This is a genomic window from Escherichia sp. Lx600-2, from assembly GCF_036662595.1.
Lineage (GTDB): Bacteria > Pseudomonadota > Gammaproteobacteria > Enterobacterales > Enterobacteriaceae > Escherichia > Escherichia coli.
This window is the reverse complement of record NZ_JAYQWM010000010.1, coordinates 1-26426: the sequence shown is the minus strand read 5'-3', so window position 1 is coordinate 26426 and position 26426 is coordinate 1. Positions and strand designations below refer to the sequence as shown.

General features: G+C 49.5%; 29 protein-coding genes and 1 pseudogene. 15 read left to right on the top strand and 15 right to left on the bottom strand.

What is annotated here, in order from left to right; all coding sequences use genetic code 11:
• Positions 1-23: 23 nt before the first annotated feature.
• The 4 genes from murJ to rimJ form a co-directional block, all read right to left on the bottom strand.
• The gene (gene murJ, locus OQV04_RS05735; RefSeq protein ID WP_032280731.1) at positions 24-1559 is read right to left on the bottom strand and encodes a murein biosynthesis integral membrane protein MurJ; all 1536 of its coding nucleotides are present in this window, start codon (positions 1557-1559) and stop codon (positions 24-26) included.
• Between the two features lie 109 nt (positions 1560-1668).
• On the bottom strand, positions 1669-2592 hold the full coding sequence (locus OQV04_RS05730) for a Gfo/Idh/MocA family protein (RefSeq protein ID WP_000736162.1): 924 nt from the start codon (positions 2590-2592) through the stop codon (positions 1669-1671).
• Between the two features lies 1 nt (position 2593).
• A complete protein-coding gene (locus OQV04_RS05725; RefSeq protein WP_000877102.1) occupies positions 2594-3241 on the bottom strand; it encodes a YceH family protein in 648 nt (215 codons plus the stop codon).
• 10 nt (positions 3242-3251) lie between these two features.
• Positions 3252-3836: a ribosomal protein S5-alanine N-acetyltransferase gene (gene rimJ / locus OQV04_RS05720; protein WP_032280730.1), complete on the bottom strand. Its 585-nt coding sequence runs from the start codon at positions 3834-3836 to the stop codon at positions 3252-3254.
• Positions 3837-4070: 234 nt separating this feature from the next.
• Here rimJ and mdtH point away from each other — a divergent pair, with 234 nt between their 5' ends.
• The 10 genes from mdtH to OQV04_RS05670 all read left to right on the top strand — a co-directional run bounded on the left by mdtH (position 4071) and on the right by OQV04_RS05670 (position 11499).
• A complete protein-coding gene (mdtH, locus tag OQV04_RS05715; protein ID WP_000092206.1) occupies positions 4071-5279 on the top strand; it encodes a multidrug efflux MFS transporter MdtH in 1209 nt (402 codons plus the stop codon).
• Between the two features lie 63 nt (positions 5280-5342).
• Positions 5343-5990 (top strand): glutaredoxin 2, encoded by a 648-nt coding sequence (grxB, locus tag OQV04_RS05710; protein WP_000780912.1) that lies wholly within the window; start codon positions 5343-5345, stop codon positions 5988-5990.
• 133 nt (positions 5991-6123) lie between these two features.
• Entirely contained in the window at positions 6124-6684 is a 561-nt protein-coding gene (locus OQV04_RS05705; protein WP_001295443.1) for a lipoprotein, read from the top strand.
• A 105-nt stretch (positions 6685-6789) separates the two neighbouring features.
• Positions 6790-7836, top strand: coding sequence for a dihydroorotase (pyrC, locus tag OQV04_RS05700; protein ID WP_000126534.1), 1047 nt, complete (start codon positions 6790-6792; stop codon positions 7834-7836).
• Positions 7837-7909: 73 nt separating this feature from the next.
• Positions 7910-8155 carry a DNA damage-inducible protein I gene (gene dinI, locus OQV04_RS05695; protein WP_001217754.1) on the top strand — a complete coding sequence of 82 codons (246 nt, stop codon included), beginning with the start codon at positions 7910-7912 and terminating at the stop codon, positions 8153-8155.
• A gap of 289 nt (positions 8156-8444) precedes the next feature.
• On the top strand, positions 8445-8699 hold the full coding sequence (bssS, locus tag OQV04_RS05690; RefSeq protein WP_000414437.1) for a biofilm formation regulator BssS: 255 nt from the start codon (positions 8445-8447) through the stop codon (positions 8697-8699).
• 114 nt (positions 8700-8813) lie between these two features.
• Positions 8814-9932: an N-methyl-L-tryptophan oxidase gene (gene solA / locus OQV04_RS05685; protein ID WP_151322894.1), complete on the top strand. Its 1119-nt coding sequence runs from the start codon at positions 8814-8816 to the stop codon at positions 9930-9932.
• A 47-nt stretch (positions 9933-9979) separates the two neighbouring features.
• The gene (locus OQV04_RS05680; RefSeq protein ID WP_032280727.1) at positions 9980-10093 is read left to right on the top strand and encodes a YceO family protein; all 114 of its coding nucleotides are present in this window, start codon (positions 9980-9982) and stop codon (positions 10091-10093) included.
• Positions 10094-10353: 260 nt separating this feature from the next.
• Positions 10354-10920, top strand: a complete 567-nt coding sequence (locus tag OQV04_RS05675) for a cytochrome b (protein ID WP_000011108.1) — start codon at positions 10354-10356, stop codon at positions 10918-10920.
• Between the two features lie 3 nt (positions 10921-10923).
• On the top strand, positions 10924-11499 hold the full coding sequence (locus OQV04_RS05670) for a YceI family protein (RefSeq protein WP_000749261.1): 576 nt from the start codon (positions 10924-10926) through the stop codon (positions 11497-11499).
• Between the two features lie 41 nt (positions 11500-11540).
• On the opposite strand, the gene trhO is transcribed toward OQV04_RS05670, so the two are convergent.
• The gene (gene trhO / locus OQV04_RS05665) at positions 11541-12593 is read right to left on the bottom strand and encodes an oxygen-dependent tRNA uridine(34) hydroxylase TrhO (protein ID WP_001295959.1); all 1053 of its coding nucleotides are present in this window, start codon (positions 12591-12593) and stop codon (positions 11541-11543) included.
• A gap of 224 nt (positions 12594-12817) precedes the next feature.
• On the opposite strand from trhO, the gene lpxL reads away from it, so the two are divergent.
• The 3 genes from lpxL to OQV04_RS05650 all read left to right on the top strand — a co-directional run bounded on the left by lpxL (position 12818) and on the right by OQV04_RS05650 (position 15593).
• Positions 12818-13738 (top strand): kdo(2)-lipid IV(A) lauroyltransferase, encoded by a 921-nt coding sequence (gene lpxL, locus OQV04_RS05660; protein WP_000183364.1) that lies wholly within the window; start codon positions 12818-12820, stop codon positions 13736-13738.
• 171 nt (positions 13739-13909) lie between these two features.
• Positions 13910-15136: a multidrug efflux MFS transporter MdtG gene (mdtG, locus tag OQV04_RS05655; RefSeq protein ID WP_000074172.1), complete on the top strand. Its 1227-nt coding sequence runs from the start codon at positions 13910-13912 to the stop codon at positions 15134-15136.
• An 82-nt stretch (positions 15137-15218) separates the two neighbouring features.
• A complete protein-coding gene (locus tag OQV04_RS05650) occupies positions 15219-15593 on the top strand; it encodes a MysB family protein (protein ID WP_000180056.1) in 375 nt (124 codons plus the stop codon).
• Here OQV04_RS05650 and OQV04_RS05645 read toward each other — a convergent pair whose 3' ends face one another.
• From OQV04_RS05645 to mdoG, 3 genes are all read right to left on the bottom strand, one after another.
• On the bottom strand, positions 15594-15821 hold the full coding sequence (locus OQV04_RS05645; RefSeq protein WP_001237205.1) for a YceK/YidQ family lipoprotein: 228 nt from the start codon (positions 15819-15821) through the stop codon (positions 15594-15596). It lies immediately after the preceding gene.
• 172 nt (positions 15822-15993) lie between these two features.
• Positions 15994-18537 (bottom strand): glucans biosynthesis glucosyltransferase MdoH, encoded by a 2544-nt coding sequence (mdoH, locus tag OQV04_RS05640; RefSeq protein ID WP_001295445.1) that lies wholly within the window; start codon positions 18535-18537, stop codon positions 15994-15996.
• A complete protein-coding gene (gene mdoG, locus OQV04_RS05635) occupies positions 18530-20065 on the bottom strand; it encodes a glucans biosynthesis protein MdoG (RefSeq protein WP_077757366.1) in 1536 nt (511 codons plus the stop codon). Before mdoG ends, mdoH begins: the two co-directional genes overlap by 8 nt.
• A gap of 393 nt (positions 20066-20458) precedes the next feature.
• Between mdoG and mdoC the strand changes: the two genes are divergently transcribed.
• On the top strand, positions 20459-21616 hold the full coding sequence (gene mdoC, locus OQV04_RS05630) for a glucans biosynthesis protein MdoC (RefSeq protein WP_001070350.1): 1158 nt from the start codon (positions 20459-20461) through the stop codon (positions 21614-21616).
• A gap of 7 nt (positions 21617-21623) precedes the next feature.
• Here mdoC and clsC read toward each other — a convergent pair whose 3' ends face one another.
• The 6 genes from clsC to csgB all read right to left on the bottom strand — a co-directional run bounded on the left by clsC (position 21624) and on the right by csgB (position 25452).
• Entirely contained in the window at positions 21624-23105 is a 1482-nt protein-coding gene (clsC, locus tag OQV04_RS05625) for a cardiolipin synthase ClsC (protein WP_122999006.1), read from the bottom strand.
• On the bottom strand, positions 23047-23580 hold the full coding sequence (ymdB, locus tag OQV04_RS05620) for an O-acetyl-ADP-ribose deacetylase (RefSeq protein WP_000857405.1): 534 nt from the start codon (positions 23578-23580) through the stop codon (positions 23047-23049). Before ymdB ends, clsC begins: the two co-directional genes overlap by 59 nt.
• A gap of 94 nt (positions 23581-23674) precedes the next feature.
• A complete protein-coding gene (gene ymdA / locus OQV04_RS05615) occupies positions 23675-23986 on the bottom strand; it encodes a protein YmdA (RefSeq protein WP_000489581.1) in 312 nt (103 codons plus the stop codon).
• Between the two features lie 120 nt (positions 23987-24106).
• Positions 24107-24439, bottom strand: coding sequence for a curli assembly chaperone CsgC (csgC, locus tag OQV04_RS05610; RefSeq protein ID WP_000992818.1), 333 nt, complete (start codon positions 24437-24439; stop codon positions 24107-24109).
• A 58-nt stretch (positions 24440-24497) separates the two neighbouring features.
• The gene (csgA, locus tag OQV04_RS05605) at positions 24498-24956 is read right to left on the bottom strand and encodes a curli major subunit CsgA (RefSeq protein ID WP_000771428.1); all 459 of its coding nucleotides are present in this window, start codon (positions 24954-24956) and stop codon (positions 24498-24500) included.
• Positions 24957-24996: 40 nt separating this feature from the next.
• Positions 24997-25452, bottom strand: coding sequence for a curli minor subunit CsgB (csgB, locus tag OQV04_RS05600; RefSeq protein WP_002431194.1), 456 nt, complete (start codon positions 25450-25452; stop codon positions 24997-24999).
• Positions 25453-26204: 752 nt separating this feature from the next.
• Between csgB and OQV04_RS05595 the strand changes: the two are divergent.
• Positions 26205-26348 (top strand): annotated as a pseudogene (locus OQV04_RS05595) (biofilm master transcriptional regulator CsgD); the annotation flags it as partial.
• A 16-nt stretch (positions 26349-26364) separates the two neighbouring features.
• Here the strand turns inward: OQV04_RS05595 and OQV04_RS25010 are convergent.
• Positions 26365-26426, bottom strand: a 62-nt coding sequence (locus OQV04_RS25010) for an IS1 family transposase (RefSeq protein WP_071528444.1), incomplete at its 5' end; no start/stop codon positions are given.

Genomic DNA, 26426 nt, shown 5'->3' with positions numbered 1-26426 from the left:
GCACTGCAGGCCGGAATGCATTGTTACACCGTCCGGCGGGCAAATTCTTTAACTTTGAAGCCCAGTACCGCCAGTGCAGCGAAGTACGCGGCAATCCCCGCCAGCACGACCGCCATTAAACGCAGCAAGCGCCAGGGCATGGTACCCAATGACCACTCCGGCATGATATGTAACATACCTAAAAGCACGCCAGACATCACCAGTACCGCCACCACCAGACGCAACAGAAACGCCATCCAGCCAGGTTGCGGGGTAAAGATTTTCTGCTTACGCAACTGCCAGTAAAGCAGCGAAGCATTCAGACACGCCGCCAGACCAATAGAAAGTGACAGCCCGGCATGTTTCAACGGACCAATAAACGCCAGGTTCATCAATTGCGTTAAAATCAGCGTAACGATGGCAATTTTCACTGGCGTTTTAATGTCCTGGCGGGAATAAAAGCCAGGAGCCAACACTTTCACTACAATCAGGCCAATCAAACCCACCGAGTAGGCAATTAACGCCCGCTGGGTCATCAGCGCATCAAAGTCGGTAAATTTACCGTACTGGAACAGCGAAACGGTTAACGGACCGGAAAGAATGCCCAACGCAACCGCACTCGGCAGCGCCAACAGGAAACAAAGACGCAACCCCCAGTCCATCAAACGGTTGTATTCATCATGATTGCCACTGGCAAAACTTTTCGACAGCGACGGCAGCAAAATGGTGCCAAGCGCCACGCCCAGCACACCGGACGGAAACTCCATTAAGCGGTCGGCGTAATACATCCACGACACCGAACCGGAAGCAAGAAACGAGGCAAAAATGGTGTTGATGATTAAGGAGATCTGGCTCACAGAGACGCCAAGGATCGCCGGTCCCATCTGTTTCACCACGCGCATTGCTCCGGCATCGTGGAAGTTAATGCGCGGCAGGACCAGCATGCCGATCTTCTTCAGGTGCGGTAGCTGATACACCAGCTGCAGGACGCCGCCGACCGTAACAGCCCACGCCAGCGCCAGCACCGGTGGGTTAAAGTACGGTGCGGCAAACAGCGCGAAACCAATCATGCTGATGTTAAGCAGTGTTGGAGCAAACGCCGGAATCGAGAAGCGGTTCCACGTATTCAGAATCGCTCCCACCAGCGACGCCAGGGAGATCAGCAAGATATAGGGAAAGGTAATCTTTAGTAGCTGGCTGGTCAGGGCAAATTTATCAGCTGTGTCAGCGAAGCCTGGCGCGGTCACCATGATCACCCACGGTGCGGCGAGCATGCCAGCGACCGTCACAACCGCCAGCGCAAGTGTCAGCAGGCCAGAAACATAAGAGACAAAGACCCGCGTGGCGTCTTCACCCTGCTTACTTTTATATTCCGCCAGAATCGGTACAAATGCCTGGGAAAATGCCCCTTCGGCAAAGATACGGCGTAACAAGTTAGGAAGTTTAAAAGCGACGAAAAAGGCGTCGGTTGCCATCCCTGCGCCAAAGATTCTGGCGACAATTGCGTCACGTGCGAAGCCAAGCACACGCGAAAACATGGTCATCGAGCTGACGGCGGCCAGCGATTTTAATAAATTCATCGGTGTTCTAATCCAGACCCACGGGCAAAACGCCTGCAAGGCAGGCGCTGAAAGAGGCGAATAGTCTACCTGGATTATGGTGAATTGCTACCGCCAGATGTTACAGGGTTTATTCACTCATCGCATCGCGCCAGATCTTGTCAACGATACGTTGCGCCAGCACGGCCTGTTCGCCGGCGGTTTGCGGAACTGTCTGATTTTGCACACATTCAATGAAGTGCCGCGCACAGCCGACAAATCCACGTTGCTCAAGCGTGCTCTGCCAACCAGGAATCGGTTTATTCACTACACCCTGCCCACGCTCCTCACGCCATTCGCGCATTTCCGTAATGTCGATCAGCGCACCGTCAGTCACGGCCTGCACGGTTTCACGCTGACTTCCGGCACGGCGATGCATACAGGTGGTGATCTGCAAAGGACCGGCCGAAAAATGGTGCTCGGCAAACAGCATTTCGCCAGCGTCGTTAGTCAGTAGCGTACCGCCATCCAGAGAGGCTTTGCCGCCCGACAACCACAGCGCGGTATCCACCACATGCAGATAATCATCCAGCAACGTGAAATAAAGATCGTGTGGCCCGACGCTATTGCTACGATGTTTATCCATTCTTAGCGAGGCTGCGGTGGCGAGTTGCGTTTTTAACTCACCGTAGAGTGGTGCGAAACGACGGTTAAAACCGACCATCAACGTCAGTTTTTTCCGCGCCGCCAGTTCCACCAGCCGTTCAGCATCGCGCAGATTTTCTGCCAGCGGTTTATCGACACAGACATGTACCCCCGCATTGAGTAACGTACTGACCACGTCAAAGTGACTGGCGGTGCTGGAATGTACAAAAACCGCATCGCAACTGGCGGCAAGGCTGGATAACGAATCGGCATAAGGAATGCGCCAGCTTTCACAAATTGGCAGGGCTTTCGCGCGCGTAGGCGACCAGGCTCCTTGTAACGTCCAGTCAGACGCTGCCGCCAGCACCGGTAACCACGCTTTTTGCGCAATGCCGCCTAATCCCACTACGCCGATACGTAATTTTTTCACTTTAATCTCCCAGGTGGGCCAGCAACGAATCAAGACGCTGTTTCAGTTCTGCCACTTCGATTTCCAGGGCTTCAACGCGGGCCTGTAAATCACCGTCAACCGCGCTCGACATATCCGTTACCGACGGCTGATCCTCTACCTCACCGCTGAAAAGATGCATGTAGCGGCTTTCGCGTTTACCCGGTTCGCGGGCCAGACGCACCACAAAAGGACCATCTTCGCGATTCGCCAGTTGTTCCAGCGTCAACTCCACTTCCGCCATATCGCTGAATTCATACATTCGCGCGGCGCGGCTGCGCAGTTCACCCGGCGTCTGGGCACCACGCAATAACAACGTGGTGATTAACGCCACTTCTGCGGCGCTCAGTTTCAGATCGCCAAATTCTGAATTACAAAAACGTTGCTCATATTTGGTGACCCGATTACCAAAACCGCTCACCGTGCGTAGATAATGACGTTTGACCAGATTATCCAGCTGTTCCTGCACTTCAGATTCACTCAGATTCATGACCGGTTCACGGTTCGTTTTCTGATTACAGGCCGTTACTACACCATTGACTGAGAGCGGATATTGCTCCGGCGTGGTCACCTGCTTTTCCAGCAAGCAGCCAATCACGCGGGCTTCCAGAGCAGTAAGTTGATATTTCATGAGATTCTCCTTAGCGGCCGGGCGTCCAGTCTGGGGTAGTTAATGCCGTCAGTACGTGATCGCGCCATTGTCCATCAATCAACAGATAGTCTTTCGCATAGCCTTCTTTTTCAAAACCCAGTCGCGCCAGTAAATCACCGCTACGTTTATTGTGCGGCATATAATTAGCCATAATGCGATGAATATGTTGGGTGCGCTGCATATAACGAATGGCTGCGGTCAGGGCTTCAAACATGAGTCCTTTGCCCTGCCATTTTTGCCCAATCGAATAACCGAGATAGCAGGCATGAAAAGAGCCGCGAACAACATTGGAAAAATTGGCAACGCCAATAATCTCTTTTTCGTCCGGGTCGAATAAGCCAAAGTAGAAAGCTGAACCTTGTTTATGAAATTCGTTAATCATCCCCAGCCTGGCCTGCCAGCCTGATGGATAACAGTGGCTTTCGTCGCGCACTGGCTCCCAGGGCTTGAGGAAATGGCGATTCTCTGCGTAATAATCCGCAAGACGCCAGGCATCACGCTCATGCACCAGACGCACGACCAGTCGGTCTGTGGTTAAGCGCACTTTTGGCACGTTACTGCGATAGCCAAACATTCTATACCTACTCCTTCCCGTAACGTCTTTAATACGCTGTAAGTATTACTATACCTGCGCAACCAGACCCTGTGAAAAGTCCAAAATGCCATTGTCTGCATTATTCACATATTTGATAAAAACTCTCTATCAAAGCGACGTTTTGATAAAAAATATTGTCCCCGAAGTGATGGGAAAAGTCTTAGCGGCAATGCAGAATAGAAAGTGCTCATCTTTTATTTCCCGGGAGGGGAAATGTCCCGCGTGTCGCAGGCGAGGAACCTGGGTAAATATTTCCTGCTCATCGATAATATGCTGGTCGTGCTGGGGTTCTTTGTTGTCTTCCCGCTGATCTCTATCCGCTTCGTTGATCAAATGGGCTGGGCCGCCGTCATGGTCGGTATTGCTCTCGGTCTACGCCAGTTTATTCAGCAAGGTCTGGGTATTTTCGGCGGCGCAATTGCCGACCGCTTTGGTGCCAAACCGATGATTGTTACCGGTATGCTGATGCGCGCCGCCGGATTCGCCACAATGGGTATCGCCCACGAACCGTGGCTATTGTGGTTTTCATGCCTGCTCTCGGGACTCGGCGGCACGTTGTTTGATCCGCCGCGTTCGGCGCTGGTGGTGAAACTAATCCGTCCACAACAACGTGGTCGTTTTTTCTCGCTGTTGATGATGCAGGACAGTGCCGGTGCGGTCATTGGCGCATTGTTGGGGAGCTGGCTGTTGCAATACGACTTTCGCCTGGTCTGCGCCACAGGGGCAGTTCTATTTGTGCTGTGTGCGGCGTTCAATGCGTGGTTGTTACCAGCATGGAAACTCTCCACCGTACGCACGCCCGTTCGCGAAGGCATGACCCGCGTGATGCGTGACAAGCGTTTTGTCACCTATGTTCTGACGCTGGCGGGTTACTACATGCTGGCTGTACAAGTGATGCTGATGCTGCCAATTATGGTCAACGACGTGGCTGGTGCGCCCTCTGCCGTTAAATGGATGTATGCCATTGAAGCGTGTCTGTCGTTAACGTTGCTCTACCCTATCGCCCGCTGGAGTGAAAAGCATTTTCGTCTGGAACACCGGTTGATGGCTGGGCTGTTGATAATGTCATTAAGCATGATGCCGGTGGGCATGGTCAGCGGCCTGCAACAACTTTTCACCCTGATTTGTCTGTTTTATATCGGGTCGATCATTGCCGAGCCTGCGCGTGAAACCTTAAGTGCTTCGCTGGCGGACGCAAGAGCTCGCGGCAGCTATATGGGGTTTAGCCGTCTGGGTCTGGCGATTGGTGGCGCTATTGGTTATATCGGTGGCGGCTGGCTGTTTGACCTGGGCAAATCGGCGCACCAACCAGAGCTTCCGTGGATGATGCTGGGCATTATTGGCATCTTCACTTTCCTTGCGCTGGGCTGGCAGTTTAGCCAGAAACGCGCCGCGCGTCGTTTGCTGGAACGCGACGCCTGATTTGATACTCCCCCCTGACTCCTCCATACTGAAAGTGAACTGACAGCCAAATGGAGGAGTCACGTGAAGCTATACATTTACGATCACTGCCCTTACTGCCTCAAAGCCCGCATGATTTTCGGCCTGAAAAATATCCCCGTCGAATTACATGTTCTGCTCAACGACGACGCAGAAACACCCACCCGGATGGTCGGTCAAAAACAGGTTCCCATTCTGCAAAAAGATGACAGCCGCTATATGCCAGAAAGCATGGATATCGTTCACTATGTCGATAAACTCGACGGCAAACCGTTACTGACCGGCAAACGTTCCCCTGCCATTGAAGAGTGGCTGCGCAAGGTCAATGGCTACGCCAACAAACTGCTGTTGCCGCGTTTTGCCAAATCGGCATTTGATGAGTTTTCTACTCCTGCCGCGCGCAAATATTTCGTCGACAAGAAAGAGGCCAGCGCGGGTAATTTTGCCGACCTGCTGGCCCACTCTGACGGTCTGATTAAGAATATCAGCGATGATTTACGTGCGCTGGACAAACTGATCGTCAAACCGAACGCCGTGAATGGCGAACTTTCGGAAGATGATATTCAGCTATTCCCGCTACTGCGTAATCTGACGCTGGTAGCCGGAATTAACTGGCCAAGCCGCGTTGCTGATTACCGCGATAATATGGCGAAACAGACACAAATCAATTTGTTATCATCAATGGCGATTTAATCCTGACCCGCCGCGGCAGCCTGTATTCGCGGGTTGCCGCCGTTTTCAGTTTTTTCTGCTGGCGAGTTTATCGCTGGTGACACATGCTGCGTTGTGTCAGGATATTGACGCAGATTTCATGTCGAGGACTACCATGAACAAGTTTTTATTTGCCGCTGCATTGATCGTCAGTGGCCTGCTCGTTGGCTGTAATCAACTCACCCAATACACCATCACCGAACAAGAAATTAACCAGTCGCTTGCGAAACATAATAATTTCTCAAAAGATATCGGTTTACCCGGCGTGGCTGACGCCCATATTGTTCTGACAAACCTGACCAGCCAAATTGGTCGCGAAGAGCCGAATAAGGTTACCCTAACCGGAGACGCCAATCTGGACATGAACTCCCTGTTCGGTAGTCAGAAAGCGACCATGAAACTGAAGCTGAAAGCGCTGCCCGTGTTTGATAAAGAAAAAGGTGCGATCTTCCTGAAAGAGATGGAAGTGGTCGATGCGACGGTACAACCGGAAAAAATGCAAACGGTGATGCAAACGTTGCTTCCCTATTTGAACCAGGCATTACGCAATTACTTTAACCAGCAACCTGCTTACGTCCTGCGCGAAGATGGCAGCCAGGGCGAAGCAATGGCGAAAAAACTGGCGAAAGGCATTGAAGTGAAGCCAGGCGAAATTGTCATTCCATTTACTGATTAATCACGAGGGCGCATTCGCGCCCTTTATTTTTCGTGCAAAGGAAAACGTTTCCGCTTATCCTTTGTCTCCGGCAAAAACATCCCTTCAGCCGGAGCATAGAGATTAATGACTGCACCATCCCAGGTATTAAAGATCCGCCGCCCAGACGACTGGCACCTTCACCTCCGCGATGGCGACATGTTAAAAACTGTCGTGCCGTATACCAGCGAAATTTATGGACGGGCTATCGTAATGCCCAATCTGGCTCCGCCCGTGACCACCGTTGAGGCTGCCGTGGCGTATCGCCAGCGTATTCTTGACGCCGTACCTGCCGGGCACGATTTCACCCCATTGATGACCTGTTATTTAACAGATTCGCTGGATCCTAATGAGCTGGAGCGCGGATTTAACGAAGGCGTGTTCACCGCTGCAAAACTTTACCCGGCAAACGCAACCACTAACTCCAGCCACGGCGTGACGTCAATTGACGCAATCATGCCGGTACTTGAGCGCATGGAAAAAATCGGTATGCCGCTACTGGTGCATGGTGAAGTGACACATGCAGATATCGACATTTTTGATCGTGAAGCGCGCTTTATAGAAAGCGTGATGGAACCTCTGCGCCAGCGCCTGACTGCGCTGAAAGTCGTTTTTGAGCACATCACCACCAAAGATGCTGCCGACTATGTCCGTGACGGAAATGAACGGCTGGCTGCCACCATCACTCCGCAGCATCTGATGTTTAACCGCAACCATATGCTGGTTGGAGGCGTGCGTCCGCACCTGTATTGTCTACCCATCCTCAAACGCAATATTCACCAACAGGCATTGCGTGAACTGGTCGCCAGCGGTTTTAATCGAGTATTCCTCGGTACGGATTCTGCGCCACATGCACGTCATCGCAAAGAGAGCAGTTGCGGCTGCGCGGGCTGCTTCAACGCCCCAACCGCGCTGGGCAGTTACGCTACCGTCTTTGAAGAGATGAATGCTCTGCAGCACTTTGAAGCATTCTGTTCTGTAAACGGCCCGCAGTTCTACGGGTTGCCGGTCAACGACACATTCATCGAACTGGTACGTGAAGAGCAACAGGTTGCTGAAAGCATCGCACTGACTGATGACACCCTGGTGCCATTCCTCGCCGGGGAAACGGTACGCTGGTCCGTTAAACAATAAAAATCCTAGCTTTCTGTTGTCATTAGGTTATTTTACCTGTATAAATAACCAGTATATTCAACAGGGGGCTATTATGCGAATTGAAGTCACCATAGCGAAAACTTCTCCATTGCCAGCTGGGGCTATTGACGCCCTGGCTGGCGAACTTTCCCGCCGTATTCAGTATGCGTTTCCTGATAATGAAGGCCACGTATCGGTACGTTACGCCGCAGCGAATAATTTATCGGTTATTGGCGCGACAAAAGAAGATAAACAGCGCATTAGCGAAATTCTCCAGGAAACGTGGGAAAGCGCCGATGACTGGTTTGTCAGCGAATAATATGCAGTGATTTTTGTTTTTGCCGGGTCGCCCCGGCTTTTTTATTTTACTTACAAATTTTGAGTACAAAATTTCTACACTTCCTCAAAATAATTGCACAATATGCTAAAAAAATATGAATGACATGCTGTTTTATTGTTCATATAAATCTTAAAAGCAGAAATTTATCCGTTTCCCCCTTTAAAAATTCGGTGAATACCCTTACTTATTGGTATACTGAAGTTGCTTCAGATAAAAACGCATTGAACCTCGAATAACGTTGTCTAGTAACACGAATTAGGGGGCCATGATGGAAAAAAATAATGAAGTCATTCAGACTCATCCGCTCGTAGGGTGGGACATCAGCACCGTTGATAGCTATGATGCGCTGATGTTGCGTTTGCACTACCAGACCCCAAATAAGTCCGAGCAGGAAGGGACTGAAGTTGGTCAGACGCTCTGGTTAACCACTGATGTTGCCAGACAATTTATTTCGATATTAGAAGCAGGAATCGCCAAAATTGAATCCGGTGATTTCCCGGTAAACGAGTATCGGCGTCATTAACATGACATGACCATCCACCCAAAAGGCACCTCACCGGTGCCTTTACCATTTCTGGGTTGTATATCTGCATTCAGTTAATTACTCTGCTTAAACCATGAGAGCAGAGAGAAAAAAATGAAATACGATCTCATCATTATTGGCAGCGGTTCCGTAGGCGCTGCCGCCGGGTATTATGCAACCCGCGCCGGTTTAAACGTGCTTATGACCGACGCCCATATGCCACCACATCAACACGGCAGCCACCACGGCGATACGCGATTAATTCGCCATGCTTATGGTGAAGGCGAAAAGTATGTCCCGCTGGTCCTCCGCGCACAAACGCTGTGGGATGACCTCTCCCGCCACAACGAAGATGATCCCATTTTTGTACGCTCTGGTGTCATTAACCTTGGCCCGGCTGACTCCGCATTTCTCGCCAACGTCGCCCACAGCGCCGAACAGTGGCAACTCAACGTTGAAAAGCTCGATGCGCAAGGGATTATGGCCCGCTGGCCAGAAATACGCGTCCCGGACAACTACATCGGCTTATTTGAGACTGATTCCGGTTTTTTGCGCAGCGAACTGGCGATTAAAACCTGGATCCAACTGGCGAAGGAAGCGGGCTGTGCGCAACTGTTCAACTGCCCGGTCACCGCAATTCGTCATGAGGATGATGGCGTAACTATTGAAACGGCTGATGGTGAGTATCAGGCGAAAAAAGCGATTGTCTGCGCGGGAACATGGGTAAAAGACCTGCTCCCGGAGCTGCCTGTCCAGCCCGTACGTAAAGTATTTGCCTGGTATCAGGCCGATGGCCGCTATAGCGTGAAGAATAAATTCCCGGCGTTTACCGGTGAACTGCCCAATGGCGATCAATATTATGGTTTTCCGGCAGAAAACGACGCGTTGAAGATTGGCAAACATAACGGAGGCCAGGTTATCCATTCAGCGGATGAACGTGTTCCGTTTGCGGAAGTGGCCAGTGATGGGTCAGAAGCCTTCCCGTTCTTGCGCAATGTATTGCCGGGTATCGGTTGCTGCCTGTACGGCGCTGCCTGCACCTATGATAATTCGCCTGACGAAGATTTTATTATCGATACCCTACCCGGCTACGATAATACACTGCTCATTACCGGCCTGAGTGGGCACGGTTTTAAATTTGCGTCAGTTTTAGGGGAAATAGCTGCCGATTTTGCGCAAGACAAAAAAAACGATTTTGATTTGACGCCATTCAGGCTTTCCCGCTTCCAATAATCATCATTACGGCCTCCAGAATGAGGCCGTTTTTACAGGAGTATTTAATGCGTCGGCTGTTGCACTATCTCACCAATAATATTCGCGAGCATCTGATGCTTTATCTTTTTCTCTGGGGATTATTGGCAATTATGGATCTGATCTATGTGTTTTATTTTTAGTTTTCCGCACTGACATAAACTGACAAATATTTAATCTCCCTTTCATTTAGCGTGAAAAATTGAATGAGATTATTCCTGCTTCTACAGCACTCACCAGACATCTCTGATGCTGAACCCACTAAACTTATGAAGATTCTTTCATTATTAATTCAAAATTATTGAAATAAAAATAAATATCATTCAATTTGTTATTTTTGTGTTGCAATTCATTCTCCGACACGCCATTTTCTTTCTCTCGCAAATTCGTTTTGGATGCACTTATGTCATTCACAAATACCCCTGAACGCTATGGTGTTATATCTGCGGCCTTCCATTGGCTAAGCGCAATTATTGTCTACGGCATGTTTGCTTTAGGTCTGTGGATGGTCACGCTCAGTTATTACGATGGCTGGTATCACAAAGCACCCGAACTGCATAAAAGCATCGGTATTTTATTAATGATGGGGCTGGTTATTCGCGTTCTGTGGCGTGTCATATCTCCACCGCCGGGTCCGCTGCCGAGTTATTCGCCCATGACTCGTCTTGCCGCAAAAGCTGGACATCTCGCATTGTACCTATTGCTGTTCGCCATCGGCATCAGCGGCTATCTGATCTCAACTGCCGATGGTAAACCGATCAGCGTTTTTGGCTGGTTTGACGTCCCCGCGACCCTTGCCGACGCTGGCGCACAGGCAGACTTTGCCGGTGCCCTGCATTTTTGGCTCGCGTGGAGCGTCGTGGTACTGTCCGTTATGCACGGATTTATGGCCCTGAAGCATCATTTCATCGATAAAGACGACACTCTGAAGCGCATGCTGGGAAAGTCGTCATCTGACTATGGAGTATAAAAAATGAAAAAAAGCCTGCTTGGTTTAACCTTCGCGTCCCTGATGTTCTCTGCCGGTTCAGCGGTTGCCGCCGATTACAAAATTGACAAAGAAGGTCAGCACGCCTTTGTTAACTTCCGCATCCAGCATCTTGGCTATAGCTGGTTATATGGCACCTTTAAAGATTTCGACGGTACTTTTACCTTTGATGAAAAAAATCCAGCTGCCGATAAAGTGAATGTGACAATTAACACCACCAGCGTCGATACTAACCACGCCGAACGCGATAAACATCTTCGCAGTGCGGATTTCCTCAATACCGCAAAATATCCACAGGCAACATTCACCTCCACCAGCGTGAAGAAAGACGGTGACGAACTGGATATTACCGGCGATCTGACGCTGAATGGTGTAACCAAACCCGTCACGCTGGAAGCGAAATTAATTGGTCAGGGCGACGACCCGTGGGGTGGTAAACGTGCAGGCTTCGAGGCCGAAGGCAAAATTAAGCTCAAGGACTTCAATATCAAGACAGATTTAGGTCCAGCTTCTCAGGAAGTGGATCTGATTATTTCAGTGGAAGGCGTACAGCAGAAGTAAGAGTGAAATGTTGCCGGATGGCACGCATCCGGCAATGATATTTATTCTGTTGGATCAGGAATGCCCAGTGTTGTATTCAGACGTCCACGAGACTTATTAAAGATCTTATTGCCATTTTCACGTCCTGCCCGACGGCGTCTCTGTTCTTCTGGCGGTAACGCGCTTTCTTCGCAGCAAATTTCACTACAACAACCTTTGTATTTTTCCGCGCATACTGGACACTGAATAAACAGCAGGTGGCAGCCATCATTTTTACAGTTGGTATGGCTGTCGCACGGCGCACCGCACTGGTGGCAATGCGCGATAATCTCATCAGATATACGTTCGCCCATCCGCTCGTCAAAAACAAAATTTTTGCCAATAAAACGCACCGGCAAGCCCTGCTCGCGCGCCTTACGGGCGTATTCAATAATTCCGCCCTCGATATGCCAGACTTTGTTGAATCCGTTATGTTTCATCCAGGCACTGGCCTTTTCACAACGAATGCCGCCGGTGCAGTACATAACGATTTTTTTATCTTTATGTGCCTGCATCATCTCGACTGCTTTTGGCAGCTGCTCACGGAAAGTATCTGCCGGAATTTCCAGCGCGTTTTCAAAGTGCCCCACTTCATACTCATAGTGGTTACGCATGTCGATAAACAGTGCATCGGGATCGTCAAGCATGGCGTTCACTTCCGCCGCTTGCAGATACTCACCAACATTGCTGGCATCAAAGTGAGGATCGTCAATACCGTCGGCAACGATACGATCGCGGACCTTCATGCGCAGTACCCAGAAAGATTTCCCATCATCATCCAACGCGATATTCAGGCGTAAACCCTCTAAAGCCGGGTCGAAGGCATAGAGCTGCGCGCGAAATGTTTCAACATTGCTCGCTGGTACGCTGATTTGCGCGTTAATGCCCTCATGCGCCAGATACACTCGCCCAAAAACATTCAGCGCGGTAAACAGCTGATATAAAGCGTCACGGGTCACCTTAGGATCGGCGATGTGGAAATACTTATAAAACGAAATGGTGGTTCGCGGTTCGCTCTCAGCCAACATTTTGGCTTTTAACGCGTCGTTGGAAATGCGGTTGTGTAACACTGGCATGGTGTACGGTTCCTGCGAGATGGGAAAGTAAAAATCCGCGGCATGATATAGCAATTATCGATAATTAACATCCACACATTTTACGCTACATTTGCGCATTAAAAATTATTTGTTATTTACAAGCGCGGCAATTTCGCCCAGTCTTCAGTCACAAATTTTGGTTGCGGACGAAAAAATGCGACAATACATACAATTGCCCGTATAGGTTGAAAAACAGGATTGATATGACGAATCTACCCAAGTTCTCCACCGCACTGCTTCATCCGCGTTATTGGTTAACCTGGTTGGGTATTGGCGTACTTTGGTTGGTCGTGCAATTGCCCTACCCGGTTATCTACCGCCTCGGTTGTGGATTAGGAAAACTGGCGTTACGTTTTATGAAACGACGCGCAAAAATTGTGCATCGCAACCTGGAACTGTGCTTCCCGGAAATGAGCGAACAAGAACGCCGTAAAATGGTGGTGAAGAATTTCGAATCCGTTGGCATGGGCCTGATGGAAACCGGCATGGCGTGGTTCTGGCCGGACCGCCGAATCGCCCGCTGGACGGAAGTGATCGGCATGGAACACATTCGTGACGTGCAGGCGCAAAAACGCGGCATCCTGTTAGTTGGCATCCATTTTCTGACACTGGAGCTGGGCGCGCGGCAGTTTGGTATGCAGGAACCGGGGATTGGCGTTTACCGCCCGAACGATAATCCACTGATTGACTGGCTACAAACCTGGGGCCGTTTGCGCTCAAATAAATCGATGCTCGACCGCAAAGATTTAAAAGGCATGATTAAAGCCCTGAAAAAAGGCGAAGTGGTCTGGTACGCACCGGATCATGATTACGGCCCGCGCTCAAGCGTTTTCGTCCCGTTGTTTGCCGTTGAGCAGGCTGCGACCACGACCGGAACCTGGATGCTGGCACGGATGTCCGGCGCATGTCTGGTGCCCTTCGTTCCACGCCGTAAGCCAGATGGAAAAGGGTATCAGTTGATTATGCTGCCGCCAGAGTGTTCTCCGCCGCTGGATGATGCCGAAACTACCGCCGCGTGGATGAACAAAGTTGTCGAAAAATGCATCATGATGGCACCAGAGCAGTATATGTGGTTACACCGTCGCTTTAAAACACGCCCGGAAGGCGTTCCTTCACGCTATTAAATCTTCCATGCCGGATGCTTCAGAATGGCATCCGGCATTACCACAGCAAATCCCCCTGATTTAGCGATAAAAGCTCTCTGGATTGCGCCCCCTGGAAGTCGGGCGCATAATTAGTGTGCTTATCTTTTCTTCTTATGTTCACCGCGCCTGGCGCACCAACAGCGGATTGCTATGTCACCCTGTGAAAATGACACCCCTATAAACTGGAAACGAAACCTGATCGTCGCCTGGCTAGGCTGTTTTCTTACCGGTGCCGCCTTCAGTCTGGTAATGCCCTTCTTACCCCTCTACGTTGAGCAGCTTGGCGTTACCGGCCACTCCGCCCTGAATATGTGGTCCGGTATTGTCTTCAGCATTACATTTTTATTTTCGGCCATCGCCTCACCGTTTTGGGGTGGACTCGCCGACCGTAAAGGCCGAAAACTCATGCTATTACGCTCTGCCCTCGGCATGGGCATCGTGATGGTGTTGATGGGACTGGCACAAAATATCTGGCAGTTTTTGATCCTGCGGGCGCTTCTTGGTTTACTTGGCGGATTTGTCCCCAACGCTAATGCTCTTATCGCCACACAAGTACCGCGTAATAAAAGCGGCTGGGCGCTGGGTACGCTCTCCACAGGCGGCGTTAGCGGCGCGTTGCTCGGCCCAATGGCTGGCGGCCTGCTCGCCGATAGCTACGGCTTACGTCCGGTATTCTTTATTACCGCCAGTGTGCTCATACTCTGCTTTTTTGTCACCCTGTTCTGCATCAGAGAAAAATTCCAGCCGGTCAGCAAAAAAGAGATGCTGCACATGCGGGAAGTGGTGACATCACTTAAAAACCCGAAACTGGTACTCAGCCTGTTTGTCACTACGTTAATCATCCAGGTGGCGACGGGCTCAATTGCCCCCATTCTGACGCTGTATGTCCGCGAACTGGCGGGTAACGTCAGTAACGTCGCCTTTATCAGTGGCATGATCGCCTCGGTGCCAGGCGTGGCGGCTCTGCTGAGTGCACCACGACTCGGCAAACTTGGCGATCGAATCGGCCCCGAAAAGATCCTGATTACGGCGCTGATCTTCTCTGTACTGCTGTTGATCCCAATGTCATACGTTCAGACGCCATTACAACTTGGGATTTTACGTTTTTTGCTCGGTGCCGCCGATGGTGCACTACTCCCCGCCGTACAGACACTGTTGGTTTACAACTCGAGCAACCAAATCGCCGGACGTATCTTCAGCTATAACCAATCGTTTCGTGATATTGGCAACGTTACCGGACCATTGATGGGAGCAGCGATTTCAGCGAACTACGGTTTCAGAGCGGTATTTCTCGTCACCGCTGGCGTAGTGTTATTCAACGCAGTCTATTCATGGAACAGTCTACGTCGTCGTCGAATACCCCAGGTATCGAACTGATTTTTCGCCTTTCATACTTGCAAAAGCGGAGAATCAGCTATCCTTTTCCCTGAAACCTCATCAACTCAAAGGGAGAATCGTGATGACCATGTACGCAACGCTTGAAGAAGCCATTGACGCTGCACGCGAAGAATTTCTTGCAGACAACCCCGGCATCGACGCCGAAGACGCGAATGTGCAACAGTTCAATGCCCAAAAATACGTTTTGCAGGACGGCGACATCATGTGGCAAGTTGAGTTTTTTGCCGACGAAGGGGAAGAAGGTGAATGTTTACCTATGCTTAGCGGTGAAGCCGCGCAAAGTGTTTTTGATGGCGACTATGATGAGATAGAGATCCGCCAGGAGTGGCAGGAAGAGAATACATTACATGAATGGGACGAGGGGGAATTTCAGCTTGAGCCACCGCTGGATACCGAGGAAGGACGCGCAGCAGCTGATGAGTGGGATGAACGTTAATCACTCATACGGGCCATGATGAATGTCGATCGGCAGCAGTAAAGTATCAAAAACCAGGGAGAATGGCAGATCAAGGATTGTGACATAACGCCAGGCGGAGTCACGCACATCCCATTGCACACCGGGATAATATTGGTTGCCATGCCCCTGCCCCGGTATAGTGCGGCTAATGATGCTGCCACAGCCACTCAGCAAGGTCACCATGATGCTCACCACAATTAAACGCATTTGATACCTCGTCCGTAAAAAAATACCGGCATAACGCCGGTATTTTTATTGGCTCGTTGTTTTTGCCAGATGCGACGCGAACGCCTTACCTAACCTACAAAATCTTGCAAAATCAATAAATTGCAGGAACGATGTAGGCCTGATAAGCGTAGCGCATCAGGCAACTACGTTTTTATTGCGAAGCCGCATCCGGTTTACGCAATGCCAGTGGATTGAGCTTTATCCCTTCGTAATAACTCACCCATGAAGAATATCTCTCCGGGGAATTCCAGACGCGGAAATGCAGACGGGCCATCGTCACCGGATCGCTTAGCAGCACCAGGCGACGATCGCGATTCAGCTTCTCTGGCGTCTCGTTCAGCGCCTGTTCAACGTGGCGGTCACGGGCGATTTCCAGCACCTTACTGGCGCGGTGACGCGCGGTCGCCATTGCGGTGGCCAGAGCGTTAAATGACGGGTTAAATACTGCGTGCATAAAACCATCATCAAGGGAGCGTTGACGGTTCATCTCAAGGAACCGATCGGTATCAACCAGCACCTGCGGCGGTGAATACTCTTCCGGGATCAGGAACAGTTTCCAGCGTTTGGTGCGCAGACCAACGGTGGCACGGCTGGAAATCACCGAAACAAACGGTGACAGGATCAACGAGAAGACAATCGGAGCCAGCCAGAACAGGAAACGCAGATCCAGCCACGCCATCCCAACAGCCCACACTAACCCTAACAGCAGCTGTGAGCCGTGGCGTTTGAACGCTTCACCCCAGGAAGTGGAGTCATCATCACGCTGCGGTGAATTCCACACCACTTCCCAGCCAAGGAACGCGCTGACGACGAAGACCGTATGGAACAGCATGCGTACCGGAGCCAGCAGCACGGAAAACAGCACTTCCAGCAGCAACGATAATGTAACGCGCCAGAAGCCGCCGTATTCTTTCGTTCCTTTGCACCAGATAAGCAAAATGCTCAATAACTTCGGCAGGAACAACAGCACCATGGTCGAAGCAAAAAGTGCAATCGCCAGCTCAGGACGCCACTGCGGCCACACCGGGAACAACTGCCGTGGTTGCAGGAAGTATTGCGGTTCGGTCAACGCATGCACTACCTGCAATGCAGTAGAGAGCGCGAGGAACATAAACCACAGCGGAGCGGAGAGATAAGACATCACGCCCGTCAGGAATACCGCACGGTGAACCGGGTGCATACCCTTCACCAGGAACAGACGGAAGTTCATCAGGTTACCGTGGCACCAGCGGCGGTCACGTTTTAGCTCATCAAGCAAGTTAGGCGGCAATTCTTCATAAGAACCCGGGAGATCGTAAGCAATCCAGACCCCCCAACCTGCACGGCGCATCAACGCCGCTTCCACGAAGTCATGTGACAGGATTGAACCGGCAAAGGAACCTTCGCCCGGCAGCGGAGCCAGTGCGCAGTGCTCGATAAACGGTTTCACGCGGATAATCGCGTTATGCCCCCAGTAGTGCGACTCGCCAAGTTGCCAGAAGTGCAAACCGGCAGTGAACAGTGGCCCATACACGCGGGTCGCGAACTGCTGACAGCGCGCATACAGCGTATCCATACCGGACGCTTTCGGCGACGACTGAATGATCCCGGCGTTCGGGTTGGCTTCCATCAGGCGCACCAGGCCGCACAAACAATCACCGGTCATTACCGAGTCAGCATCCAGCACCACCATATAGCTGTACTGGCTGCCCCAGCGACGGCAGAAGTCATCGATATTACCGCTTTTACGCTTCACGCGACGGCGGCGGCGGCGATAGAAAATCTGACCTTCGCCACCGACTTCAGCGATAAGCTCCATCCAGGCTTTTTGCTCTGCGACGCAGATATCCGGGTTGTAACTGTCACTCAGAATGTAGACATCAAAGTGTTTGGCATTCCCGGTGGCTTTTACTGATTCCCACGTTGCACGCAAGCCAGCAAAAACACGGTTCACGTCTTCGTTACAGATAGGCATGATCAACGCCGTGCGATGCTCCGGGTTTAATGGTTCATCGCCAACTGTTGACGCAGATATACTGTATTTATCGCGACCAATAAGCAGTTGCAGGAAGCCCATTAACGCCGTCCAGAATCCGGCGGACACCCAACAGAACAGTACCGCAAAGAGGATCAGGATACCGGTTTGCAGCATATAAGGCAGAAGCTGCATAAAGGAAACCCACAAATCCTGACCAACCATATCCATAGGATTAATCAGCGCCCAACCCTGATAAGGAAGAATGGTCTTCATATACCAGGTCGCGACGACAGTTTGCGCGAGCGTCAGGATCAACAGAATGTAACGGCGGATGGTACCGACGGTACGCCACTTTTGCTCGCTCTCCTGCTCTTCTTTGGTCAAACGAGCCAGATAGCGCGGCGTGACATCGCGTCCACGCAGGCGATCCCAGAAACGGCCTACCGGGTTGGTACGCCACGGGTCGGGAAACATCGAGGAGCGTTTTGCTTCTGGCATCGCCTTCAGCTGATCGCGCCCTTCGTCGTCTTTAATTAACTGTCCATCAGCAAGTGAATCTGGCCAGGCTTGTTCCAGACGCGCCTTTACCGAGCCTTGCGGGGAGTCATCCTCCCGCGCCCAGGTGCGGTGTTCGGCATCCAGCGCCTGATGAACGGCGCGGATATCAGTCTTCGGCAATGCCGCTTTCTCGCTTGCGGCGATGGGCATTGCGTCAATGTACTCAGTTGTCTTATTCATTGGCAGGTAACTGGTAGCTCCAGGTTTCACTCAACGTCTGATCGGCATTCACCAGCGCAGCGCGCATTTCAGTGGTTTTCTTGGCATCTTTCACTTTCACACGCATCACCAGACGCCAGCCTTTGGTAACCGGGTTATAGCGCACCGTGCTTTCCACTATCTCACCATTATCACCAATGCTGGTTTGCGCTGTGACCGGGGTATCTTCTGGCAGTTTTTTCATCTCTGCGCCGGTAAAATCGACCACAAAGGCGATAGTACCGTCAGGCTGGCGAATCAGGTTCGACTGCTTCACATCCCCCGTTGAACGACGCGTTTGTTGCACCCATGCGTTATCTGGCGCATGCAGTTTGTCTTCATCACGGCTGAAGGTGATGGTGTATTTAAAGTTCATCTCTTTACCCGGCTCCGGCAGCTGATCCGGCGTCCAGTAAGCGACGATGTTATCGTTAGTTTCATCGTTGGTTGGAATTTCCACCAGCTCAACGCTGCCTTTACCCCACTCCCCTTTCGGAGTCACCCATGCGCTTGGACGAAGATCGTAACGATCATCGAGATCTTCAAAGCGGGAGAAATCACGACCGCGCTGCAACAGACCAAAGCCTAGCGGGTTTTCCATGGAGAAGCTGCTGACCGCTAAATGTTTCGGGTTATTCAACGGACGCCAGATCCATTCGCCATTACCGGCATGGATAGAGAGACCGTTAGAGTCGTGCAACTCCGGACGATAGTTATTTGCAGGCGACGGTTGGTTCGGCCCAAACAGGAACATACTGGTTAACGGTGCAACCCCCAGTTTGCCGACTTTATCGCGCAGATAGATTTTCGACTGCACATCCACAACCGTGTCACGCCCTGGCATAACTACGAATTTGTAAGCACCTGTCGCGCGCGGCGAGTCAAGCAATGCATAAATGGTTAAACGTTTATCAGTTGGTTTTGGACGCTCGATCCAGAACTCTTTGAAGCGTGGAAATTCTTCACCCGATGGCAAGGCGGTATCAATTGCCAGACCGCGGGCAGAAAGGCCATAAACCTGACCTGCACCAATCACGCGGAAATAGCTGGCCCCGAGCATGCTGACGATTTCATCGTTTTTATCTTTGCTGTTGATCGGGTAAAGCACTTTAAAACCGGCAAAACCAAGGTCTTTTACCGTGTCTTTGTCATGCTGAACATCGCCGAAAGTGAAATAATCCGGGCTGTATTTGATTCGTTTGACTGCGGTGGCAGTCACTTCATTTATTTTGACCGGGGTATCGAAGTACATACCCTGATGGTAGAACTCGAGTTTGAATGGGGTCTTCAGATTGTTCCAGTACGCTTTGTCATGATTAAACTGGATCTGCTGATAGTCCGCGTATTTCATATCGCGGAAAACGGAGGGCAAGTTGCTTTTGGGCGCCTCATAGCCTTTCCCGGCTAAGGATTGAGCTTGCTTTGCGACATCATCAATACTGAAAGCCCAGCTTGAAGATGTATACAGGGTTAACATTACTGCAGCACTCAACCAACGCATTTTCATCATTTGTAGTTTATGTTTCATAATTAGTAAGCACTTCCCCCTTTGTGTGCTTATATCGATCCGATCTATTTTAATGGATAACCAGCCATTCCGACAACAGAATCCCGGTATCGTTCAGCACGCTGGCTCATGGATTAAGCACCTGATTGCAACCGTTTTCACTTTCCGTGCTTCTCCTAAAGACAGAAGCATCGACTTCGTGTAGGGTTTGCCAGCAAATTTATTTATCAACCGTCTTACAGACGCTTCCATTCTGGTTAGTGGTAGCGATGATGCTATGCATAAAAACCTTGAAGCCTGCGCCTGGCGCGGTCAGGTCGGTGTCGCTATGGCAACAAGCCTAAAGGCATAACCCGACAGGGATAAGACGAAAAATCCGAGATTAGTTAACCATATATGAATCCAGTACCCGCGCAACGTGAATATTTCCTCGACTCCATCCGCGCCTGGCTGATGTTGTTAGGGATCCCTTTTCATATTTCTTTAATCTATTCGAGCCATACATGGCATGTGAATAGCGCCGAACCGTCATTGTGGCTGACCCTTTTTAATGACTTCATCCACTCGTTCCGCATGCAGGTATTTTTCGTTATATCCGGGTACTTTTCCTACATGCTTTTTTTACGCTATCCCTTGAAAAAATGGTGGAAAGTACGTGTCGAACGAGTAGGGATCCCGATGTTAACAGCCATCCCCCTACTGACATTGCCGCAATTTATTATGCTGCAATACGTCAAAGGGAAAGCGGAAAGTTGGCCTGGGCTGTCATTGTATGACAAATATAATACGTTAGCCTGGGAATTAATATCGCACCTGTGGTTTTTATTGGTGTTAGTGGTCATGACGACGCTGTGCGTCTGGATATTCAAACGCATCAGAAATAATTTAGAAAATTCTGATAAAACGAATAAAAAATTCTCGATGGTAAAACTATCGGTGATTTTTTTGTGCCTCGGCATCGGCTATGCGGTAATAAGAAGAACGATTTTTATTGTGTATCCGCCCATTCTGAGTAACGGCATGTTCAATTTTATTGTCATGCAAACGCTATTTTATTTGCCGTTCTTTATCCTCGGCGCACTGGCTTTCATTTTCCCTCATCTTAAAGCCTTGTTTACCACGCCGTCTCGTGGCTGTACCCTTGCAGCAGCATTGGCGTTTGTCGCTTATTTACTCAACCAGCGCTATGGCAGTGGCGATGCCTGGATGTACGAAACCGAGTCGGTGATCACCATGGTCCTCGGTCTGTGGATGGTGAATGTGGTCTTCTCCTTTGGCCACCGTTTGCTTAACTTCCAGTCAGCGCGGGTGACTTACTTTGTTAACGCATCACTGTTTATCTATCTGGTTCACCACCCGTTAACGCTGTTTTTCGGCGCATACATTACACCGCACATCACCTCCAACTGGCTTGGTTTTCTCTGTGGCCTGATATTCGTAGTAGGGATTGCGATAATTCTGTATGAAATTCATTTGCGCATCCCGTTACTGAAGTTTTTGTTTTCTGGTAAACCGGTTGTTAAGCGTGAGAACGATAAAGCACCAGCCCGTTAAGCCACATTTACAATAACCATTCCACGGGCAATATCGACGCCAGTCTGACCATAACCCGCTTCCAGAAACTGGTGGCGGGTTCTTTTTTGAGAATAATCTCTTCCTTTGCATGACGATCAACCCAGTTGATCCGTCCCCACCTGTCCAGACGGAGCTGCCAGGCCGCATCATACTGGCTCTGAATAAAGCGTTTATCAATTAACTGAGCCAGCGTTTCGCTCTCTATCACGAAGCCCATTTCAGTATTGAGCAATGTTGAACGCGGATCGAAATTGAAAGAACCGATAAACACCGTTTTACCATCGATGCTAAAGGTTTTAGCATGCAGGCTGGCACCGGAATTACCGGTTATGCCGCGATCGTGTAACGTACTACTTTGTTCACGCGTCGGCTTGAGTTCATATAATTCCACGCCATAGCGGAGCAATTTTTTGCGCCAGCGCGCGTATCCGGCATGGACGACAGCAACATCGTTAGCGGCAAGAGAATTGGTTAGGATCGCAATCTTTACCCCTTTTCTCACCATCCGTAAGAGTTGTGCCACACCTGCTCGTGTCGGTACAAAATAGGAAGAGATAATATCGATGCGTTCACTGGGTGAGCCCATGATATCGAACAGGCGCTGCGGTAACAGTGAATGCCGTTTTGCCTTGCCCTCCCCTTTCGCCGGATCATCACTTAATAAACGTGTTTTCGCCCAGATAAGCGGCAACGTTCCATCAACCAGATGATTTATAAACGGACTGGATTCCATTTTGCGTAAGTAACGATGCGCCATGGCATCGTTATGCCAGGAGGCGGGTAACTCGATGCGATCCGCCATTTCACCTTCCGGGACATCCAGCACCTGCTGTAAGGGTGAAACCGATTTGCAATACCAGTAGCGAGCGAAATCATCGGCAACGTCCTCTACCACGGGTCCTATTGCCATGACATCTAAATCCGAAAAAAGTGGCTCTTCCCCTGCTCCAAAATAGGCATCACCAATATTTCGTCCTCCCACCAGGGTAACCACGCCATCGACAGTGAAACTTTTATTGTGCATACGGCGATTGAGACGGGAAAAGTCGGTGATATAACCAAGCGGACGCAGCAAGCGAAACGAGAAAGGATTAAAAAGCCGGACTTCAATGCGGGGATGGCTGTCAAGCAAGCGTAAAATATCGTCAAGTCCGGGCGTATTGTTGTCGTCCAGCAACAAACGGACGCGAACGCCACGCTTTGCTGCGGCTAACAGGGCGGAAAACAGTAACCGACCCGACATATCGTCCTGCCAGATGTAATACTGAACATCCAGCGTATGCTCTGCCATTTCGGCCAGACGATACCGGGCGGCAAACGCATCCAGACTTTTCTCCAGAGGGAAAAGACCACACTGACCGGGATGTTGCGAACACAGTGGCAGCACCGCGCTCGCCAGCCGGGGCAAATCATTCATCTCCTTGTTGGGTAAGGAGTCTTTCGTAGAGGTGGGCGTTTTCTTCATCATAACAGACAAAGTATACCTGTTCGGGTAAAGCGTGACGGGTAATAAATTCTGAAACGGTTTTTACTGCGATTTCAGCCGCTGCCGCACGAGGGTAACCATAAACCCCAGTACTGATTGCAGGAAAAGCCACTGACGTATAGCTGTTTGCCGCCACCAGTCGTAGGCTATTGAGATAGGCATCCTGCAAAAGCTGGTCTTCGTTTTGTTCACCACCACGCCAGACTGGCCCGACGGTGTGCACTACGGCTTTAGCGGGAAGATCGCCTGCAAGCGTAATAACGGCATGCCCCGTAGGGCAATCGCCCTGCTGTTGCCTGACTTTTAAACAAGCATCCAGCAGGGCCGGACCCGCTGCGCGATGAATGGCCCCATCGACGCCGCCGCCTCCCATTAATGACGGATTAGCCGCATTCACAATCACATCAACGGCCAGTTTGGTAATATCACCCTGCACAACATGAATACGCGTTTTCATAACGCCTCCTTACACCTTCTTGTTTCTTAAGTGTACAGCAGGCTTTTTGGTTAAATCGCATTTTTCTGCTCAGCAACGTGAGTTGTTCAGAAACTTAGTTATATTCGATGTTCATTACAGCCAGCTTTTTCTGTTTATCAAGATACTGCACTTTTACTGAGGCTACTTGCGAGTTTTTAACATTGCCGCTCATTAACGCTTTGCTGGAATAGGTTTTACCCGGAACAGAACCATTCTGTGGGCAGTTCATTTCTACGGGTGATGACTGGGTGCTGACGTCACATGCCGGTTCCACAATTTGGCCATAAAAATGGATCACGCCCCCTTGCGCGGTGCTTCCTGCGATGGCAATAAAAGGAAAAAACAAACTGCCGAGCATAAGAGAGTTTAAAAAAGGTCTGAACATTTATTCTATTTCCTCAATGATTAGTCATCCTTGAGGGTTGTGTTATCCATACTTTCAGGTTGGCTGATTCGCAGCAGACCATTCTCTCCAGATTCATCTTATGCTCGATATTTCAACAAATTAAGACTTTTCTGAAGAGGGCGGCCATTGTTGTGATAAATGAAGTGACTGTCCATCAGAAACAGTAACAACTATTTTCACCCGATCGTCCGGGGAAATATTTAAACTCAACTTCGTCAAAGCAATGGGTTGATTAGCAGGCAATGAAAGGGTCTTTTCTTGCTTCGTCTGACTTTGCCCTGAACTGCCTTCGCGCAGGGACAATATTTGTACTCTGCACAGACAAGATTGAGTAAGAGTGACTTCAGGAATAATGGTGTACATATCCCCTTGCTGGGTCGTATTAAAGGTTATCTGACTGGAAAGTGCCGCAAGGAGTAATAACGCATTCATATTCTTCTCCCGAAAAAAAACAGGGCTTGCGCCCTGTTTCTTTAATACAGATGATGTATTAGTACTGATGAGCAGTCGCGTTGTTACCAAAGCCAACCTGAGTTACGTTGACGGTGGAATTAGATGCAGTCTGGTCAACTGCTGCACCGTTGCCGCCACCGAACTGTTTAACTGTCATATGAGAGTCTTTACCGTTCCACTGATCAAGAGTGGCGCTGTTACCAAAGCCACGTTGGGTCAGATCGATTGAGCTGTCATCTGAGCCCTGACCAACATCTGCACCGTTACCACCACCATGCTGGGTAATAGTAAGATCAGAGTTACGAGCATCAGCTTGCAGAGCAAGTGCAGAGTTACCACCACCGTACTGATAAATATTCAGCTCTGAATTCGGGCCGCTGTTATTACCGCCACCACCGTGGTTACCGCCACCGCCGCCGTACTGAGGAACAACACCTGCCAGAGCGCTACCGGAGAATACGATTGCTGCAATTGCTGCTACTTTTAAAAGTTTCATGTAAAACCCCCATCGGATTGATTTAAAAGTCGAATGGAAATTAACGTTGTGTCACGCGAATAGCCATTTGCGACTGTCTCTGCACTACAATTGCCGTTTTTTGAGTACCATACTGTGTAATATTTGCTTTATTACCAGAACCTTTCTGGATAATCATCGCAGTATTACCATAAGCACCTTGCGAAATACTGGCATCGTTGGCACTGCCCGCCTGATCAATATATGCAAGGTTATAATCTCCTGTCTGGTCAATCTTTGCCCGGTTGCTACTACCTTCTTGCGCAACAACCGCCAAAAGTTTTGAGCCTCCCTGCCGTAACTGAGCACTATTATTAGTCCCAGCTTGACCAATTATGGCTGCCTGATTAAATGAAGACTTACTCAATTCATTTACCGCGAAGTTATATTCTGAATTAGCTAAATCATAACCTGCTGCGGCTGCAATCCCAGACGCACCCAGTATTGTTAACATCATAAATAACAATTTGTTTTTCATGTTGTCACCCTGGACCTGGTCGTACTTTTAAGAAATTAAATCATTTCAACTTGGTTGTTAACGCAACCTGTATTTTGTTAACGCTGCGTTACGATGGAAAGTATGTCTGCGGAAATATTTTTAATAACTCACCCGCGCGTTGTATTTTTCTTTTTTTGTTCATACCAAAGTATTAAAACCCACGTAAATACGCTGTTATCTACGCAAAAAATATTTTGTTTTCTTTTAAATCTCCGTTTTCCGCTAGCAAAAAACACCAGACAGTCATTCTTCTTGCCCGTCGCTGATTGCTGCGATATGTCTTGCGCACAAGCCGTGACAAACCTCGTCTTTTTGCAGTAAAAAATTGTCCACGGTGGTGTGGAGAAAAAACAAGAACGTTTTACATGACGAAAGGACTACACCGAAATATTTTTTATATGCATTATTAGTAAGTTAGCACCATTTGTATGATTTTTTAAAATTGTGCAATAAAAACAAAATGTACAACTTTTCTATCATTCCTAAACTTAATAAAACCTTAAAGTTAACATTTTAATATAACGAGTTACATTTAGTTACATGTTTAACACTTGATTTAAGATTTGTAATGGCTAGATTGAAATCAGATGTAATCCATTAGTTTTATATTTTACCCATTTAGGGCTGATTTATTACTACACACAGCAGTCCAACATCTGTCAGTACTTCTGGTGCTTCTATTTTAGAGGCAGCTGTCAGGTGTGCGATCAATAAAAAAGCGGGGTTTCATCATGTTTAATGAAGTCCATAGTATTCATGGTCATACATTATTGTTGATCACTAAACCTTCTTTGCAGGCGACAGCTCTCTTGCAGCACCTTAAACAATCGCTGGCAATTACAGGAAAATTACATAATATTCAACGTTCTCTGGACGGGTAATGACTCCAACTTATTGATAGTGTTTTATGTTCAGATAATGCCCGATGACTTTGTCATGCAGCTCCACCGATT

Bases quoted from the DNA above. Each gene is read 5' to 3' on its own strand.
- murJ (WP_032280731.1), bottom strand. From the start codon at position 1,559: ATGAATTTATTAAAATCGCTGGCCGCCGTCAGCTCGATGACCATGTTT.
- OQV04_RS05725 (WP_000877102.1), bottom strand. From the start codon at position 3,241: ATGAAATATCAACTTACTGCTCTGGAAGCCCGCGTGATTGGCTGCTTG.
- rimJ (WP_032280730.1), bottom strand. From the start codon at position 3,836: ATGTTTGGCTATCGCAGTAACGTGCCAAAAGTGCGCTTAACCACAGAC.
- mdtH (WP_000092206.1), top strand. From the start codon at position 4,071: ATGTCCCGCGTGTCGCAGGCGAGGAACCTGGGTAAATATTTCCTGCTC.
- OQV04_RS05705 (WP_001295443.1), top strand. From the start codon at position 6,124: ATGAACAAGTTTTTATTTGCCGCTGCATTGATCGTCAGTGGCCTGCTC.
- pyrC (WP_000126534.1), top strand. From the start codon at position 6,790: ATGACTGCACCATCCCAGGTATTAAAGATCCGCCGCCCAGACGACTGG.
- dinI (WP_001217754.1), top strand. From the start codon at position 7,910: ATGCGAATTGAAGTCACCATAGCGAAAACTTCTCCATTGCCAGCTGGG.
- bssS (WP_000414437.1), top strand. From the start codon at position 8,445: ATGGAAAAAAATAATGAAGTCATTCAGACTCATCCGCTCGTAGGGTGG.
- solA (WP_151322894.1), top strand. From the start codon at position 8,814: ATGAAATACGATCTCATCATTATTGGCAGCGGTTCCGTAGGCGCTGCC.
- OQV04_RS05680 (WP_032280727.1), top strand. From the start codon at position 9,980: ATGCGTCGGCTGTTGCACTATCTCACCAATAATATTCGCGAGCATCTG.
- OQV04_RS05675 (WP_000011108.1), top strand. From the start codon at position 10,354: ATGTCATTCACAAATACCCCTGAACGCTATGGTGTTATATCTGCGGCC.
- OQV04_RS05670 (WP_000749261.1), top strand. From the start codon at position 10,924: ATGAAAAAAAGCCTGCTTGGTTTAACCTTCGCGTCCCTGATGTTCTCT.
- trhO (WP_001295959.1), bottom strand. From the start codon at position 12,593: ATGCCAGTGTTACACAACCGCATTTCCAACGACGCGTTAAAAGCCAAA.
- lpxL (WP_000183364.1), top strand. From the start codon at position 12,818: ATGACGAATCTACCCAAGTTCTCCACCGCACTGCTTCATCCGCGTTAT.
- mdtG (WP_000074172.1), top strand. From the start codon at position 13,910: ATGTCACCCTGTGAAAATGACACCCCTATAAACTGGAAACGAAACCTG.
- OQV04_RS05650 (WP_000180056.1), top strand. From the start codon at position 15,219: ATGACCATGTACGCAACGCTTGAAGAAGCCATTGACGCTGCACGCGAA.
- OQV04_RS05645 (WP_001237205.1), bottom strand. From the start codon at position 15,821: ATGCGTTTAATTGTGGTGAGCATCATGGTGACCTTGCTGAGTGGCTGT.
- mdoH (WP_001295445.1), bottom strand. From the start codon at position 18,537: ATGAATAAGACAACTGAGTACATTGACGCAATGCCCATCGCCGCAAGC.
- mdoG (WP_077757366.1), bottom strand. From the start codon at position 20,065: ATGATGAAAATGCGTTGGTTGAGTGCTGCAGTAATGTTAACCCTGTAT.
- mdoC (WP_001070350.1), top strand. From the start codon at position 20,459: ATGAATCCAGTACCCGCGCAACGTGAATATTTCCTCGACTCCATCCGC.
- clsC (WP_122999006.1), bottom strand. From the start codon at position 23,105: ATGATGAAGAAAACGCCCACCTCTACGAAAGACTCCTTACCCAACAAG.
- ymdB (WP_000857405.1), bottom strand. From the start codon at position 23,580: ATGAAAACGCGTATTCATGTTGTGCAGGGTGATATTACCAAACTGGCC.
- ymdA (WP_000489581.1), bottom strand. From the start codon at position 23,986: ATGTTCAGACCTTTTTTAAACTCTCTTATGCTCGGCAGTTTGTTTTTT.
- csgC (WP_000992818.1), bottom strand. From the start codon at position 24,439: ATGAATGCGTTATTACTCCTTGCGGCACTTTCCAGTCAGATAACCTTT.
- csgA (WP_000771428.1), bottom strand. From the start codon at position 24,956: ATGAAACTTTTAAAAGTAGCAGCAATTGCAGCAATCGTATTCTCCGGT.
- csgB (WP_002431194.1), bottom strand. From the start codon at position 25,452: ATGAAAAACAAATTGTTATTTATGATGTTAACAATACTGGGTGCGTCT.